This window comes from Streptomyces sp. 4N509B, assembly GCF_052245655.1.
Taxonomy (GTDB): Bacteria; Actinomycetota; Actinomycetes; order Streptomycetales; family Streptomycetaceae; genus Streptomyces.
The window spans coordinates 174,861-190,532 of sequence record NZ_JBQQBZ010000005.1 but is presented as its reverse complement, the minus strand read 5'-3'; the positions used below and the strand labels follow the sequence as shown (position 1 = coordinate 190,532).

Annotated in this window: 13 protein-coding genes; 5 read left to right on the top strand and 8 right to left on the bottom strand. The window is 74.2% G+C overall.

From position 1 onward, the window contains the following. The first annotated feature begins 18 nt into the window (after positions 1-18). Positions 19-822, top strand: a complete 804-nt coding sequence (locus ACTWP5_RS08230) for a phosphotransferase (protein WP_443220111.1) — start codon at positions 19-21, stop codon at positions 820-822. Here ACTWP5_RS08230 and ACTWP5_RS08225 read toward each other — a convergent pair. Next, the gene (locus ACTWP5_RS08225) at positions 782-1,342 is read right to left on the bottom strand and encodes a histidine phosphatase family protein (protein WP_443220110.1); all 561 of its coding nucleotides are present in this window, start codon (positions 1,340-1,342) and stop codon (positions 782-784) included. The genes ACTWP5_RS08230 and ACTWP5_RS08225 overlap by 41 nt on opposite strands. Positions 1,343-1,562: 220 nt before the next feature. Between ACTWP5_RS08225 and ACTWP5_RS08220 the strand changes: the two genes are divergently transcribed. Beyond that, the gene (locus ACTWP5_RS08220; RefSeq protein WP_443220109.1) at positions 1,563-1,763 is read left to right on the top strand and encodes a DUF1918 domain-containing protein; all 201 of its coding nucleotides are present in this window, start codon (positions 1,563-1,565) and stop codon (positions 1,761-1,763) included. Positions 1,764-1,773: 10 nt separating this feature from the next. Here the strand turns inward: ACTWP5_RS08220 and ACTWP5_RS08215 are convergent, their stop codons facing one another. Further along, positions 1,774-3,099, bottom strand: coding sequence for a glycoside hydrolase family 10 protein (locus ACTWP5_RS08215; protein ID WP_443220108.1), 1,326 nt, complete (start codon positions 3,097-3,099; stop codon positions 1,774-1,776). Between the two features lie 237 nt (positions 3,100-3,336). Here ACTWP5_RS08215 and ACTWP5_RS08210 point away from each other — a divergent pair, with 237 nt between their 5' ends. Together ACTWP5_RS08210 and ACTWP5_RS08205 are read left to right on the top strand one after the other, a co-directional pair. Beyond that, positions 3,337-6,027, top strand: a complete 2,691-nt coding sequence (locus ACTWP5_RS08210) for a cellulose binding domain-containing protein (protein ID WP_443220107.1) — start codon at positions 3,337-3,339, stop codon at positions 6,025-6,027. Between the two features lie 185 nt (positions 6,028-6,212). Further along, entirely contained in the window at positions 6,213-7,073 is an 861-nt protein-coding gene (locus ACTWP5_RS08205) for a 3-hydroxybutyryl-CoA dehydrogenase (protein ID WP_443220106.1), read from the top strand. Positions 7,074-7,294: 221 nt separating this feature from the next. On the opposite strand, the gene ku is transcribed toward ACTWP5_RS08205, so the two are convergent. After that, positions 7,295-8,254, bottom strand: a complete 960-nt coding sequence (ku, locus tag ACTWP5_RS08200; RefSeq protein WP_443220212.1) for a non-homologous end joining protein Ku — start codon at positions 8,252-8,254, stop codon at positions 7,295-7,297. 38 nt (positions 8,255-8,292) lie between these two features. On the opposite strand from ku, the gene ligD reads away from it, so the two are divergent. Then, positions 8,293-9,189 (top strand): non-homologous end-joining DNA ligase, encoded by an 897-nt coding sequence (gene ligD / locus ACTWP5_RS08195; RefSeq protein WP_443220105.1) that lies wholly within the window; start codon positions 8,293-8,295, stop codon positions 9,187-9,189. 73 nt (positions 9,190-9,262) lie between these two features. Here ligD and pheT read toward each other — a convergent pair whose 3' ends face one another. From pheT to rplT, 5 genes are all read right to left on the bottom strand, one after another. Further along, complete coding sequence (gene pheT / locus ACTWP5_RS08190) at positions 9,263-11,788, bottom strand: phenylalanine--tRNA ligase subunit beta (protein ID WP_443220104.1); 2,526 nt, start codon at positions 11,786-11,788, stop codon at positions 9,263-9,265. Between the two features lie 5 nt (positions 11,789-11,793). After that, positions 11,794-12,921 (bottom strand): phenylalanine--tRNA ligase subunit alpha, encoded by a 1,128-nt coding sequence (pheS, locus tag ACTWP5_RS08185; protein ID WP_443220103.1) that lies wholly within the window; start codon positions 12,919-12,921, stop codon positions 11,794-11,796. Between the two features lie 152 nt (positions 12,922-13,073). Further along, positions 13,074-14,153, bottom strand: coding sequence for an ATP-binding protein (locus ACTWP5_RS08180; protein ID WP_443220102.1), 1,080 nt, complete (start codon positions 14,151-14,153; stop codon positions 13,074-13,076). 47 nt (positions 14,154-14,200) lie between these two features. Beyond that, the gene (locus ACTWP5_RS08175; protein ID WP_443220101.1) at positions 14,201-15,058 is read right to left on the bottom strand and encodes a TrmH family RNA methyltransferase; all 858 of its coding nucleotides are present in this window, start codon (positions 15,056-15,058) and stop codon (positions 14,201-14,203) included. A gap of 202 nt (positions 15,059-15,260) precedes the next feature. Next, positions 15,261-15,644 carry a 50S ribosomal protein L20 gene (gene rplT / locus ACTWP5_RS08170; protein ID WP_443220100.1) on the bottom strand — a complete coding sequence of 128 codons (384 nt, stop codon included), beginning with the start codon at positions 15,642-15,644 and terminating at the stop codon, positions 15,261-15,263. Positions 15,645-15,672 lie beyond the last annotated feature (28 nt).

The window sequence follows — 15,672 nt, the reverse complement described above, 5'->3', positions numbered from 1 at the left end:
CCTGGTAGCGTCGCGGCCGTGGAGATCGGCGGGTTGCTCGGTTCCGGCCGCACGGCCGACGTGTACGCCCTGGACGAGCGGCGCGTGCTGCGCCGGTACCGGGAGGGCACGGACGCCACGGCCGAGGCCGCGCTGATGGCGCACGTCGCCGGCCACGGCTACCCGGTGCCCGCGGTCTTCCCCGCGACGCCCGACCCCGCCAGCGGACCGTCCCCCGGACCCGCCGCCGACCCCGCCGCCGCGACGGGCGCCGCCGCGGCGAGCCCCGACCTGGTGCTGGAGCGGCTGACGGGACCGACCATGGCGGCGGCGGTCCTGGCCGGAGACCTCACCGCCGAGGCGGCGGGCGCCACGCTCGCGCGCCTCCTCGCGTCGCTGCACCAGATCCCACCACCGCGCGCCGACGACCCCGCCGCGCGCGTGCTCCACCTCGACCTCCACCCCGAGAACGTGCTGATGACGCCGCGCGGGCCGGTCGTGATCGACTGGGCCAACGCCACACAGGGGCCACCGGGCCGGGACCGCGCGGTCTCCGCCCTCATCCTCGCCGAGGTCGCGGTCGGCCCCGCCGACGCGGTCGCGCGGGGCGCGAGCGGAATCCTGCGCGCCCTCCTGACCCACCTCCCGACCCACCTGTCCACCGCCGACGCCGGCGCGCCGTTCGACGCCGCGGACCTGGCGTGGGCCAGGGCCGTGCGGGCGGCCAACCCCACGCTCGACACCACGGAGAAGGGCCGGCTGGACCGGGCCGTCGCACTGGCGGGCGAGCTGCTGGGCCGGCTCAGCCCAGCCGCAGACTCCACCGGCCCCTGGAACCGCTGAAGCTGACGACCGAGAGTGGATGGACCTCGGTGCGCCAGTACGACTGCGGCGGTGCCTTCAGCGCGTAGAGCATCGCCGCTCGGATCACCGACGGCTCGGTGACGGCCACGATGCGGCAGTCGCCGTCGGCGGGACGGGTGTCGAGCCACCCGCCGATCCGCGAGACGAAGGCGAGCAGCGGCTCGCCGCCGTGCGGCGCCGAGGTCGGGTCGGCGAGCCACCGGTCGACCGCCCCGGGCTCGCGCACGGTGACCTCCTGGAGCGTCATCCCGCGCCACCGCCCCATGTCGCAGTCGCGCAGCGCCGGCTGCGCGATCGGGGACAGGCCGAGCGCGTCGCCGGTCTGGCGGCTGCTCGGCGACGGGGAGCAGTACCTGAGCTCGGCGGCGGCGAGCGCCACCAGGGCGGGAACGGCCCGCTCCACCGCCCGCCAGCCCGCTGGATCGAGGGGGCGGTCATCACCGAAACGGGTGTCGAGCAGCGTCGAGGTGCGCGCCGCCGCGACGAGCGTGACCAGCATGCCGCGATGGTACGAGCAGCCGAACAGGTGCACCAGTATCGAACACAAAGCCAGACCAAGGCATTGCCTGCCCGTCCTCGGCGGGTTCGCCCGTTACGGCACGACAACGGCCGGATTCGGCGGGCGACCGGAGGGCGGGGTGCGGCACCTGCGCGCGGAGATAGCCGTAAAATGGGCCATACGCGACGAAACACCCCACCGACGGCGGGAGGGAGACCTGATGCGAGCCAAGGTTGGCGACCACCTGCTCACCCACGGCAGGGTCGTGGGACAGCAGGACCGGCAGGGCGAGATCGTCGAGGTCATGGGGCGCGGCGGCGAGCCACCGTTCCGCGTCCGCTTTCCGGACGGCCACGAGACGGTGATGTCCCCGGGCCCCGACTCGGTCGTGGAGCACGCCACGGGGCGGCGCCGCCGTTAGGCGCCGTTCGTCAGCGCCCGGTGCCCGCGGAGCGCCCCCGCGCCGGCCCGCGGTCCCGACGCCCCGTGTCGTCGGGCTGCCGCGGCACCCGGCGCGTGTAGTGGTCCGCCTGGACCCGGGCCATGGCGCCGACGGGGTCGGAGGCGACGTAGACGGCCGAGTAGAACACGTTGCCCCGCACCTCGGGGTGCTCGCGGCACAGGGTGAGGTGCCGGGAGAGCTCCGCTGGGTCCTGCCAGGCCGCGGGCTGCGCCGGGTCGCCCGCCTTGTACAGGGCCTCGCCGACGTAGAGCCTGACGCCGGTGCCGCGCGCCACCTTCGACCACCAGGGGACGAGCGTGGCGTAGTCGGCGGCCGCGAAGCCGATGTTCCAGTACACCTGGGGGATGACGTAGTCCAGCCAGCCCTCGCGGACCCACGTCCGCACGTCCGCGTAGAGGTCGTCGTAGGTCTGCACGCCGCCGGCGGTGTCCGAGCCCAGCGGGTCGGTCGAGCTGTTGCGCCAGATCCCGAAGGGGCTGACGCCGAACGGGATGCCGGGTCTGGCCCTGCGGACCCGCTCGCGCATCTCGATGATCAGCTGGTCGGTGTTGTGCCGACGCCAGTCGCCCCGGTCGGCGAAGTCGCCGCCGTGCGCGGCGAAGGCCTCGTCGTCGTCGAAGGTCTGGCCGGCCACGGGGTAGGGGTAGAAGTAGTCGTCGAAGTGGACGCCGTCGATCGGGTACCGCTCGACGGCGTCGATCATCGCGTCCTGGACGAAGGCGCGCACCTCGGGAAGGCCGGGGTTGTAGTACAGCCGGCCGCCGTAGGAGACCACCCACTCCGGGTGAAGCCGCGCCGGGTGCCCCTCGGCCAGCCGTGACGGGTCGGCGTGCATCGCCACGCGGTACGGGTTGAACCAGGCGTGCAGCTCCAGACCGCGGTCGTGGGCCGCGTTCACCGCGAAGTCCAGCGGGTCCCAGCCGGGGTCCTGGCCGGGCACCCCGGTCAGCCACTCCGACCACGGCTCGTGCGGCGAGGGCCAGAAGGCGTCGGCCGTGGGGCGGACCTGGAGGAAGACGGTGTTCAGACCGCGGGCGACGGCGGCGTCCAGCAGCGCGACGAGCTCCGTCTGGGCCTGCCGGGGGGTGAGCCCCGGCTCCGGGGGCCAGTCGATGTTGACGACCGAGGCGATCCACATCCCCCGCAGCTCGCCGCCGCCCCCACCGGCCGCCGAGGCCGCGTCGTCGGGACGGACGGGGTGGCGGGTGGCGGCGGACGCCTGGGAGAGCGTCAGGAAACCGCCGATCGTGCCGGCGGTGGCAACAGCCATGCCCCTGCGGGAGATTCGTGCCATTCCTCGCCACCCCTTCTCCGTCTCGACGCCGGCCTCACCGGCTCGCCACAGCTTACGGGCACCGGTCGTGAGAACCGCGTGACACACCCCTTATGCGAACAAGATTCGATAGTTAGCATCAGCGGCACCCGCGCCTCTGGGAGCGCTCCCATGGGGTGTTTCCCTTCCCTTTTCCCACCCCATCCCGCCGCCTGGTGTGTGCCACCACGTCGGCTGATGAAGAAGAGGAGTACCAGCGTGCGCAGAAGGAAACGCGCCGTCGCCCTGCTGGCCGGCGCGGCCGTGACCAGCGGCCTGCTGGTCGCCACCGCGTCCGTCGCCACGGGCGACGAGGACACCGGCGCGAGACGGGCGGCGGCCGAGCCGAGACAGGCGGCCGAGTACGCCTGGCAGAACGTGCAGATCAACGGTGGCGGCTTCGTCCCCGGCATCGTGTTCAACCGCACCGAGCCGAACCTCGCCTACGCCAGGACCGACATCGGCGGCGCCTACCGCTGGAACGAGCAGGACCAGACGTGGATCCCGCTGCTCGACCACGTCGGCAACGACCGGTGGGGCTACAGCGGCGTCGCCTCCATCGCCACCGATCCCGTCGACCCGGACAACGTCTACGCCGCCGTCGGCACCTACACCAACGACTGGGACCCCAACAACGGCGCCATCCTGCGCTCCGGCGACCGCGGCGAGACCTGGCAGACCACGGAGCTGCCGTTCAAGGTCGGCGGCAACATGCCGGGCCGTGGCATGGGCGAGCGCCTGGCGATCGACCCGAACGACAACAGCGTCCTGTACTTCGGCGCCCCGAGCGGCCACGGGCTGTGGCGCAGCACCGACTCCGGGGTGACGTGGCAGGAGGTCACGGCCTTCCCCAACCCCGGCGACTACGCCATCGACCCCGACGACCCCAACGGGTACCTCAACGACCTCATCGGCGTCGTCTGGATCACCTTCGACCCGAGCACGGGCTCCCCCGGCAGCCCCACCCAGACCCTGTACGCCGGCGTCGCGGACCTGGAGGAGAGCGTCTACCGCTCCACCGACGGCGGCGCGAGCTGGGAGCCGGTCCCGGGCGCGCCCACGGGCTTCCTGCCCCACCAGGGCGAGCTGGACGAGGCCACCGGTGACCTGTACGTCGCGACCAGCGACGACCCGGGCCCGTACGACGGCACCGACGGCGAGGTCTGGCGCTACGACACCGCCGCGGGCACGTGGACGGACATCTCCCCCGTGCCGGCCGGAGGCGACCGCTACTTCGGCTTCAGCGGCCTGACGGTCGACCGTCAGAACCCGGGCACGCTGATGGTCAGCGGCTACAGCTCCTGGTGGCCCGACACGCAGTTCTTCCGCTCCACCGACGGCGGCGACAGCTGGACGCGCGCCTGGGAGTTCACCAGCTACCCGAACCGGGACAAGCGTTACGAGATCGACGTCTCCGCCGTCCCGTGGCTGGACAACGGCGCCACGCCACAGCCGCCGGAGGAGAACCCCAAGCTGGGCTGGATGACCGAGGCGCTGGAGATCGACCCGTTCAACCCCGACCGGATGATGTACGGCACGGGCGCGACGCTGTACGGCACCACCGAGCTCACCGCCTGGGACCGTGACGAGACCTTCACGGTCGAGCCGATGGTCGCGGGCCTGGAGGAGACCGCCGTGCTCGACCTGGCCGCGCCCCCCGGCGCAGGCACCGAGCTGCTCAGCGGCCTCGGCGACATCGCGGGCTTCCGCCACACCGACGTCGACCAGGTGATGCAGCGCCACTTCCCGAGCTTCGGCTCGACCCAGAGCCTGGACTTCGCGGAGTCCTCGCCGAACACGGTGGTCCGCGTCGGCACCCACGTCAGCGAGAGCTCCGCGCCGACCGTCCAGTTCTCCACCGACGGCGGGAGTAACTGGTTCGACGGCACCGTGCCCGCCTCCGGCGCGCAGGGCGGCACCGTGGCCGCCTCGGCCGACGGCAGCCGTTTCGTGTGGGCGCCGTCGAACGCGGCACCCCACGTCACGCAGGGCTTCGGCACCTCGTGGTCGCGGGCCGAGGGCCTGCCGGAGGGCGCCCACGTGGTGTCCGACCGGGTCGACCCGGAGGTCTTCTACGGCGTCTTCGAGGGCACCTTCTACGTCAGCACCGACGGGGGCGCGAGCTTTGCCGCCTCCCCGGCCTCGGGCCTGCCGACGGCCGGCTCCTACCTCGCCACCACCACCGCGGCCCGCGGCGACGTCTGGCTGGCGGGCAAGGGCGACGGGCTGTGGCACTCCACGGACGCCGGGCAGACCTTCACCCGGGTGACGAGCATCGCCGAGGCCGAGACGATCGGCTTCGGCGCGCCCGCGCCGGGCGCCGACTACCCCGCCCTCTACAGCTACGGCGTGGTCGACGGGGTGCTCGGCATCCACCGCTCCACCGACGCCGGGGCGAGCTGGCTGCGGATCAACGACGACGAGCACCAGTGGGCCTGGACCGGCGCCGCCATCACCGGCGACCCGGACGTCTTCGGCCGGGTCTACGTCGCCACCAACGGGCGCGGCGTCATCTACGGCGACCCGACCGGGGACCCGGGCGAGGGCCCCGGCGAGCCGACCGACCCGCCGACCGACCCGCCGGGGGACGCCGACTGCGCGGTGGACTACCGGGTGACGGGCGAGTGGTCGGGCGGCTTCCAGGGCGAGGTGACCGTGACCAACACCGCCACGGAGCCGCTGGCCGACTGGGAGCTGCGCTGGACGTTCCCCGACGGCCAGGAGATCAGCCAGATGTGGAACGGGTCGTTCACCCAGCAGGGTGACGAGGTCACGGCCACCCCGGCGTCGTGGAACGCCACGCTCCAGCCCGGAGCGTCGGCGAGCCTCGGCTTCCTGGCCTCCACGAGCGGCGGCAACGCCCCACCCACCGCGTTCACGGTCGACGGCGAGCCCTGCTCGACGGACTGATCCGCGCCGCCGCCCTCACCCGTGCGGCCCTGACCGGCCTGGCCGGAAGGGCGCGCCCGCCACGTCGACACACGGCGCGGCGGGCGCGCCCGCACCCGGGTGGGGCGGCGCCCCGACCGCCCGGTACGGTCGGGGCACGGGAGACCGCTCGGCACGCGGCGATCCGGAAAGGGCAAGGTGTGGGTGTGACGGACATCGAACGGGTCGGGGTGGTGGGCTGCGGCCAGATGGGAGCCGGTATCGCGGAGGTCGCCGCGCGGGCCGGGCTCTCGGTCCGGGTCGCGGAGACCACGGGGGAGGCGCTGGAGCTGGGGCGCACCCGCCTGGTGCGGTCGCTGGAGCGGGCCGTCGAGCGGGGCAAGCTCACCGAGGAGGAGCGCGAGGCGACGCTGGATCGGCTGAGCTTCACCACCGATCTCGGCGAGTTCGCCGACCGGGACCTCGTGATCGAGGCCGTCGTGGAGAACGAGCAGGTGAAGACGGAGATCTTCCAGGTGCTCGACCAGGTCGTCACCCGTCCGGACGCCATCCTGGCCACGAACACCTCCTCCGTTCCCGTGGTCAAGCTCGCGGTCGCCACCTCGCGCCCCGGACAGGTGCTCGGCGTCCACTTCTTCAACCCGGCGCAGGTGCAGCGGCTGGTGGAGCTGATCCCGGCGCTGACGACGAGCGAGGAGACGTTGCGCCGGGCCGAGACGCTGGTCGTGCAGGTGCTGGACAAGCACCCGATCCGCGCCCAGGACCGCTCGGGGTTCGTCGTCAACGCGCTGCTCGTGCCGTACCTGCTGGCGGCCGTCCGGATGTTCGAGTCCGGCGCGGCCGGCAGGGACGACATCGACAAGGGCATGGAGCTGGGCTGCGCCCATCCCATGGGGCCGCTGCGGCTCGCCGACCTGATCGGCCTCGACACGGTCGCGGCCATAGCGGACTCGATGTACGAGGAGTACCGCGACCCGAGCTACGCCGCTCCCCCGCTGCTGCGCCGGATGGTGGCCGCGGGCCACCTGGGGCGCAAGACGGGCGCGGGTTTCTACCCGTACGGGTGACCCGCCAGCACCCGACGGCCGCACACGCCCGTGGCGCTGTTCTGACCGCCACCCGGCCCTGACCGGCACGCGCCCGAGGGCGGGGCGGCCGGCGTACGGCGTGCGCCTCAGGTCATCACGTTCGTCAGGGTGGTCACCCGCCGGTCGCGGACGCGGACGTGGTCGCGACCCGGGCGCACGGGCCCGGCGGCCAGGACAGGGGCGAACGCGGCGACGGCGGCTCAGGCGGCGCGGCGGCCACCGCCCGGCTTCTTGGCGGGGGTCTTCTTCGACGTCTTCGACGTCTTCTTCGACGCCGCCTTCTTCTGCGTCTGCTTCGTCGTCCCGCGTGAGGAGGTCCTCTTCCGCGGCGCCGTCTCCGCGCGGTCCTCGGCGTCCTCTCCCCCGCCGGAGCCGCGGGTCCTGCGGGCGCTGCGGACGCTGTCCTCCAGGGCGGCCATGAGGTCGACGACCTGCCCTCCGGTCGGCGCCGGCTCCCGTGGCCGCTCCGGCTCGGTGCCGGCGAGCTTGGCGCTGACCAGCGCGTCGACGGCCTCGCGGTACTCGTCGTGCAGTTCCTCCATCGCGACCGTGCCGAGGGTGTCCATGAGCGTGTCGGCCATGTCGAGCTCGGCGTCGCGCACCGTGACCTGCTCGGTGGGCCCGAGCTCGGCCGCCGACCTGATCTCGTCGGGCCACAGCAGGGTGTGCATGCCGAGCACCTCGCGTCCCTGCCCGTCCAGGGCCCGCAGCAGCGCCAGGGTCTCCCGGCCGCGCATCGCGACCTTCGCGATCGCGCCCTTCTCCGAGCGGCGCAGCGCCTCCCGCAGCAGCACGTACGGCTTGGTGGCGCCGGGGTCGGGCGTCAGGTAGTAGGAGCGGTCGAGCTGGTAGGGGTCGATGGAGTCCAGGGCGACGAAGCCGAGGATGTCCACGGTGCGGGTGGAGGGCAGCGGCAGCGAGTCGAAGTCGGCGTCGCTGAGGGGCACCAGACCGCCGTCGGCCGTCTCGTAGGCGCGACCGATCTCGTCGTTGGGCACCTCCTCACCCTCGGCCTCGCACACCTTGCGGTAGCGGATCCGGCCGGTGTCGCGGGTGTGGACCTGGCGGAAGGAGACGCTGTGGCTCTCGGTGGCGGCGACGACCTTCACCGGAATGCTCACCAGGCCGAACGAGATGGACCCCTTCCAGACCGTTCGCATCATTCGCCCCTTTCGCCACTTTCATGCAGTCTCAGGGTATGCCTGTTGTGGACGTCGAGGGGCGTCGGCTCCGGCTCACCAATCTCGACAAGTCGATCTATCCCGACGGCACGACCAAGGGCGAGGTCGTCCACTACTACGCCGCGACCGCCCCCGTGATGCTCCCCCACCTCACCGGGCGGCCCCTCAGCCTGCTCCGCTTCCCCGACGGGCCGGGTGGGCAGCGCTTCTTCGCCAAGAACGTGCCGCCGGGCACGCCCGACTGGGTGACGGTGGGCGCCTTCCGGCGCGCCGAGGGCGGCACTCTTCGGCAGGTGGTGCTCGACGAGGTCGCCTCGGTGGTCTGGGCCGCCAACCTCGTCGCCGAGTTCCACGTCCCGCAGTGGACGGCCGCCGAGCAGGGCGTCGCCGACCGGCTGGTCCTCGACCTCGACCCCGGGCCGCCCGCCACCGTCGTCGAGTGCTGCCGCGTCGCCGCCTGGCTGCGCGAGCGGCTGGCCGCCGACGGCCTCACCGCCTACGCCAAGACCTCGGGCTCCAAGGGCCTGCACCTGCTGTGCTCCCTGCGCCCGGTGGACTCCCGCAAGGCCAGCGCCTACGCCAGGGCCGTGGCCGAGGAGGCCACGGACGCGCTGCCGGGCCTGGCCATCGCGGCGATGGCGCGGCGGCTGCGCCCGGGGAAGGTCTTCATCGACCACAGCCAGAACGCCGCCCGGAAGACGACGGCCGCCCCCTACACGCTGCGCGCCCAGCCCACGCCGACCGTCTCCGCGCCGCTTGCCTGGGAGGAGGTCGAGGACTGCACCGAGCCCGAGCAGCTCGTCCACACCCTGCGAGACCTGCCTGAACGGCTGCGAGCCGACGGCGACCTGATGGCCGGGCTCACCGACCCCGGGAGGGCCGCCGCCCTGCCCGCCGGACCGTGGGACCGGTGAGCGGGGCGGCGGGCGCCGGAGCCGGCGGCGTCGGGACGTGGCGCAGGGGCCACGTGACGGGCCACGTGACGGGCTAGGCGCCGCGCAGCGCCGCCCCCGTGCGGGCGGTGGCCTCCGCGACGGCGGCGTCGCGCGCCGCGGTGGCCTCCTCGGCCGTCAGGGTGCGGTCGGCGGCGCGGAAGCGCAACGCGTACGCCAGCGACTTCCGGCCCTCGCCGAGCTGCTCGCCGGTGAAGACGTCGAACAGGCGCAGCGACTCCAGCAGCTCCCCGGCCCCGGCACGCAGCGCCGCCTCCACCGCGGCGGCGGGCACCCCGGCGTCCACCACCAGCGCCACGTCCTGGGTGGCGACGGGGAACGTGGAGACGGCCGGCGCGGCCAGCGGCCCCTGCCCGGCGCGCAGCAGCAGGTCGAGGTCCATCTCCATGGCGCAGCTGCGCGGCGGCAGCCCCATCGCGGTGACGACGCGCGGGTGCAGCTCGCCGGCGTGGCCAACGAGGGTCCGCTCCCCGTCGAGGTCCACGAGGAGCGCGGCGCACCGGCCCGGGTGCCACGGCGCGTGCTGGTCGGACTCGATGACGAGCTCGACCCGCGCCTCGCGGGCCACCACGCGGGCGGCCTCGACGGCGTCGGCCCAGCCGGCCGCACGGCCGCCGCCCCACCAGCCCGCCCGCTCCCGCTCGCCGGCCAGGGCCACGGCCACGCGCCGCGGCTGCGCGGGCAGGGCCGCGTCCAGCTGGGCGATCTCGGCGTCGGTGGGACGGCCCGTCACCGACGGCCGGCCCGCGGCCGGCTCCTGGCCGGTCGGGCGGAAGACCAGACCGGTCTCGAACAGGGCCAGGTCGTGGTTGCCGCGCCGGTCGTTGCGGCGCAGCGCCTGGAGCAGGCCGGGCAGCAGCGTCGTCCGCAGGCCCGGCTCCTCCTCGGAGAGCGGGTTGGCGAGCAGCACCATGCGGCGGCGCGGGTCGTCCTTCGGCAGGCCGAGGGCGTCCAGCGCCGGGCGGCTGAGGAAGGGGTAGTTCAGCGCCTCGACGTACCCGGCGCCGGCCAGCGCGCGGCCGACGCGGCGGTGCAGCCGCTGCCGGTCGGTCAGGCCCCGGCCGGCGGGCGGCCGGGGCAGGTTGGCGGGCAGGGACTCGTAGCCCTCGAGCCGGATGACCTCCTCGGCCAGGTCGTTGGGCGCGGCGAGGTCCGGGCGCCAGCTGGGCACGGTCACCGTCAGCTCGTCCATGCCGACGACGTCGCAGCCGATCTGCTGGAGGCGGCGCACGACCGTCTCGCGGCCGTAGCTCATGCCCGCGACGCGGTCGGGGTGGTCGGCGGCGAGGGTGACGCTGCGCGCGAGGGTGCCGGTCGAGACGTCGGTGACGCCCGGCTCGACGTGCCCGCCGGCCAGCAGCTTCAGCAGGTCGACGGCGCGCTGCGCGGCGGCCGCGGGCGCCAGCGGGTCCACGCCCCGCTCGAAGCGGCGGGACGCCTCGGTCGACAGCCGGTGGCGGCGTGCGGTGCGGGCGACGGCCACCGGGTCGAAGTGAGCCGCCTCGATCACGATCTCCGTGGTGCCCTCGGCCGGGCCGACGACGTGCTCGACGACCGATCCGGTGATCTCCGTGCCCGCGCCGCCCATCACGCCGGCCAGGCCGATGGGGCCGGTGGCGTCGGTGATCACCAGGTCCTCGGGGTCGAGGGTGCGCGTCACGCCGTCGAGCGTGGCCAGCGTCTCGCCCGGCTCGGCGCGGCGCACGCTGATCGCCCCGGCGACGCGGGCGCGGTCGTAGGTGTGCAGCGGCTGGCCGATCTCCAGCATCACGTAGTTGGCGATGTCCACGGCCAGCGAGACGGGGCGCATGCCGGCCTTCTGCAGGCGGCGTTGCAGCCAGATCGGGGAGCGGGCCTCGGGCCGCACGCCGGTGACGGTGCGGGCGACGAAGCGGTCGCAGGCGGCCTGGTCGGCCACCTCGACGGGGAAGCCGTCGTCGGTGGGCTCGGGGACGTCGAGCAGGGCCGGGTCGCGCAGCGGCAGGCCGAAGGCGATCGCCGTCTCGCGGGCGACGCCCCGCATCGACAGGCAGTAGCCGCGGTCGGGGTTGACGGCGATGTCGAGGACCTCGTCGACGAGCTCCAGCAGCTCGACGGCGTCGGTCCCCGGCTCGTACTCGGGCGGGAGGACCACGATGCCGGCGTGGTCCTCTCCCATGCCGAGCTCGCGGGCGGAGCAGATCATGCCCTCGGAGACGTGGCCGTAGGTCTTGCGGGCGGAGATCTTGAAGCCCCCGGGCAGCACGCCGCCCGGCAGCACGACGACGACCTTGTCGCCCTCGCGGAAGTTGACCGCGCCGCAGACGATGTTCTGCGGCGCGCCGGTGCCGTTGGCGGAGCCGACGTCGACCTGGCAGTACCGGATCGGCTTCTTGAAGCCGGCCAGCTCCTCGATGGCGAGCACCTGGCCGACCACGAGGGGTCCGGAGACGTCCGAGCCGAGCGGCTCGACGGCCTCGACCTCAAGCCCTGCGGAGACGAGCTTCGCGGCGACGTCGCGGCCGGTGACGTCGGCCGGCAGGTCGACGTACTCGCGAAGCCAGGAGAGCGGGACACGCATCGGGCTCAGACCTCCGTTCCGAACGGCCGGGTGAAGCGAACGTCGGCCTCGATCATGTCGCGCATGTCCTGGACGTTGTTGCGGAACATCAGCATCCGCTCGATGCCGAAGCCGAACGCGAAGCCGCTGTACCGCTCGGGGTCGATGCCGCACGCGAGAAGGACCCGGGGGTTGACCACGCCGCAGCCGCCGAGCTCGATCCAGCCCTCGGAGGAGCAGGTGCGGCAGGGGCGGTCGGGGTTCCCGACGGACTCGCCCCGGCAGACGTAGCACACCATGTCCATCTCGGCGGACGGCTCGGTGAAGGGGAAGTAGTCGGGGCGCAGCCGGGTGCGCATGCCCTCGCCGCCGAAGAGCGAGCGCACCATGTGGTCGAGGGTGCCCTTGAGGTCGGCCATGGTGAGGCCCTCGTCCACGGCCAGGCACTCCACCTGGTGGAAGACGGGGCTGTGGGTGGCGTCCACCTCGTCGGTGCGGTAGACGCGGCCCGGGCAGATCACGTAGATCGGCGGCTCGCGGTGCTCCAGCATCGACCGGATCTGCACCGGGGAGGTGTGGGTGCGCAGCACCGCGCCGGAGGCGGTGCCCTCCTCGGCGCCCGCGACGTAGAAGGTGTCGCTCTCGGCGCGGGCCGGGTGGTCGGGGCCGATGTTGAGGGCGTCGAAGTTGAACCACTCGGCCTCGACCTCGGGCCCCTCGGCGACCTCGTAGCCCATGGCCACGAAGACGTCCTCGATGCGCTCGGAGAGGGTGGTGATGGGGTGGCGGGCGCCGGCCGGCACCCGGTCGTACGGCAGCGTGACGTCCACCGCCTCCTCCACCAGCACCCGCTCGTCGCGCTCGGCCTCCAGCTCGGTCTGGCGGACGGCCAGGGCCCTGCCGAGCTCGCCGCGCGCCTGGCCCACGCGCCGGCCCGCCTCGGCGCGGGCCTGGGGCGGCAGGGCGCCGATCTCGCGGTTGGCCAGCGCCAGCGGCGAGCTGGGGCCGGTGTGGGCGGCCTTGGCCTCGCGCAGCGCGTCGAGGTCCGTCGCGGCGGCGACGGCGGCGAGCGCGTCGGCGAGCGCCCGCTCGATCTCTTCCGGTTTCAGTGCCTCGACCTCGACCGGGTCGTACGACGTGTTCGGTCCCGACATCTCTATCCCGTGCTTCCGTGTGGCGTGCCTGTGTGAGGCCGCGCGCCCCGGAACGTGAGTCTACGGGGGCACGCGGGGTGGTCTCGCGTGGCGTGGTGGCCCGCGGGCGGCGGTGCGGGGGCCCTGTTCGCCCCCGCGACTCCGTGGAGTCGTCAGGCCAGGAAGGCCGGGGTGCCCGCGGGCAGGATAAATCGGAAGCGGGCGCCGCCCCCGGCGGAGCGGCCGACGGTCACGGTCCCCCCGTGCGCCTCGACGATGCCCTTGACGATGTACAGGCCAAGGCCCGTGCCGCCGCCGTCGCCGCCGCGCCAGAAGCGCGTGAAGACCCGGTGCATGGCCTCCTCGGGGATGCCGGGACCCTGGTCGCTCACGGTGACTGCGGTTCCTTCCGGGCGGGTGGTGCTGGGCGGCACGCGGTGCATCTCGATGGTGACGGTTCCCGCGCCGTGGCGCACGGCGTTTTCCAGCAGGTTGCCCAGCACCTGGTCGATCTTGTCCGGGTCGGCCCACAGTCCCGGCAGCGGTTCCGTGACACGCAGGTCGAAGCGCTCGGCCGGGCAGCCGCCGTTGACGAGGGTCTTCACGTGGCGGCGGACCGCCTCGTCGAGGCGGACCGGCTGGCGGCGGATCTCCAGACGGCCGGAGTCGATGCGGGAGACGTCCAGCAGCTCGGTGATCAGCCGGGTGATGCGGTCGGCGTCGCTGTCGACGGTCTGCATCATCAGCCGCTTCTGCTCGTCGGTGAAGCGGTCCCACTTGTCCAGCAGGGTGGCGGTGAAGCCCTTGACCGACGTCAGGGGCGACCGCAGCTCGTGGGCGACGGTGGCGATCAGCTCCGCGTTGCTGCGCTCGCTGCGCTGGCGGGCGTCGGTGCCGCGCAGCGTGACGACCAGGCGCCGCACGGGGCCGGCGGGCCGGGAGCGCACGTACCGGGCGGCGACCAGGACCTCCCGGCCGCCGGGCAGCAGGAGGTTGCGCTCCGGCTGGCCCGAGCGGGTGGACAGGCCGCGGTAGGGGTTGGTCACCCGCCACCAGCGGCGGCCGTCGGGGTCCTCCAGCGGCAGCACGGCCTCCACGGGCCGCCCGAGGGCGGCGGCGGGCGCCGTGCCGGTGAGCCGGGCGGCCTCGGCGTTGAAGCTACAGACCAGGCCCAGCCGGTTGGCCACCACGAGCCCGTCGGGCAGGTGGTCGGGGTGGAGGTCCAGCTCCCCCACACCGGGTGCGATGTCCATCCCCTGCTCGCCCTTCTCCCAGTGGCGCAAGCGTACTAGGACCGCCGTCACCGGGGGCCCCGCGCGGCCACGGGAGCTCCGGTCGACCGGCAGCCGCCGGGGGCGCGCTGGGCGCGGGCCGAGGCGTAGAGGCAGACGGCGGCGGCGGTGGCGAGGTTGAGGCTCTCGGCGCGCCCGTGGAGCGGGACGCGGACGGCCGCGTCGGCCAGGGCGAGGGTCTCCCGCGGCAGCCCGTGCGCCTCGTTGCCGAAGACCCACGCGGTGGGGCCGCCCATGGCGCCCGCGTCGAGTTCGGCGTCGAGCTCCCGCTCGCCGTGTCCGTCGGCCGCCAGCACGCGCAGGCCGGCGGCGGACAGGCCCTCGATCGCCCGCGCGACGGGAACGCCCACGGCCAGGGGCAGGTGGAAGAGGCTGCCGGCGGAGGCGCGGACCGCCTTGGGGTTGTACGGGTCGACGGAGGCGTCGGTGAGGATGACGGCGTCCGCGCCCGCGGCGTCGGCGCAGCGGAGCACGGTGCCGGCGTTGCCCGGGTCCCGGACGTGTGCCAGGACGGCGACGAGCCGGGGGCGCGCGTCGAGGATCTCGGCGAGGGGGCGGTCGAGGAAGCGGCAGACGCCGACCAGCCCCTGCGGCGTCACGGTCTGGGAGATCCCCTCGACGACCTCGGGCGTCGCGGTGTGGACGGGTGTCCCCGCGGCGCGGACGGCGGCGAGCAGCTCGTCGTGGCGCTCGGCCGCCTCGGGGGTGGCGAACAGCTCCACGAGGCGCTCCCCCGCCTCGCGCACGGCCTGCGGCCCCTCGGCGAGGAACCGCTGCTGCTTGGCGCGGAACGCGCGCCGGGCCAGACGCCGCGCCGCGACGACGCGCGGCGATCGCGGGGAGGTCAGCGCGACGGTGGGGGGCATGGGCGGGCGACTCGCTTCCGGGTCACGGTGCGGCACGTCGAACGGGGGGCGTCGGAGACGTCGCGTGAGGCGACGGCGGCGCGGGAACGGGCGGGACTAGGCGGTGCGGGCGGGTGCGGGCCGAAGGGGGGCGGAAACGGGGCGGACCCGCGGGATCGTGGGCCCGCGGGTCCGTCGGCTCAAGCCCCTGGCGGGCGCGCCGTCACGCGGCCTTCGGCGCGTTCACGTCGCTGGGCAGGGCCTTCTGCGCGGTCTCGACCAGCACGGCGAAGGCGTTCGGGTCGGAGACGGCGAGCTCGGCGAGCATCTTCCGGTCCACCTCGATCTCCGCGGCCTTCAGGCCCTGGATGAAGCGGTTGTAGGTGATGCCGTGCGAACGGGCGGCGGCGTTGATCCGCTGGATCCACAGCTGCCGGAAGTCACCCTTGCGCCGCTTGCGGTCGTTGTAGTTGTAGACGAGCGAGTGGGTGACCTGCTCCTTCGCCTTGCGGTACAGCCGGGAACGCTGGCCGCGGTAGCCGCTGGCCTGTTCCAGGATCGCCCTGCGCTTCTTGTGGGCGTTCATCGCCCGCTTGACGCGTGCCACGTGTGTACTCCTTGTAGCGGGGCCGCGG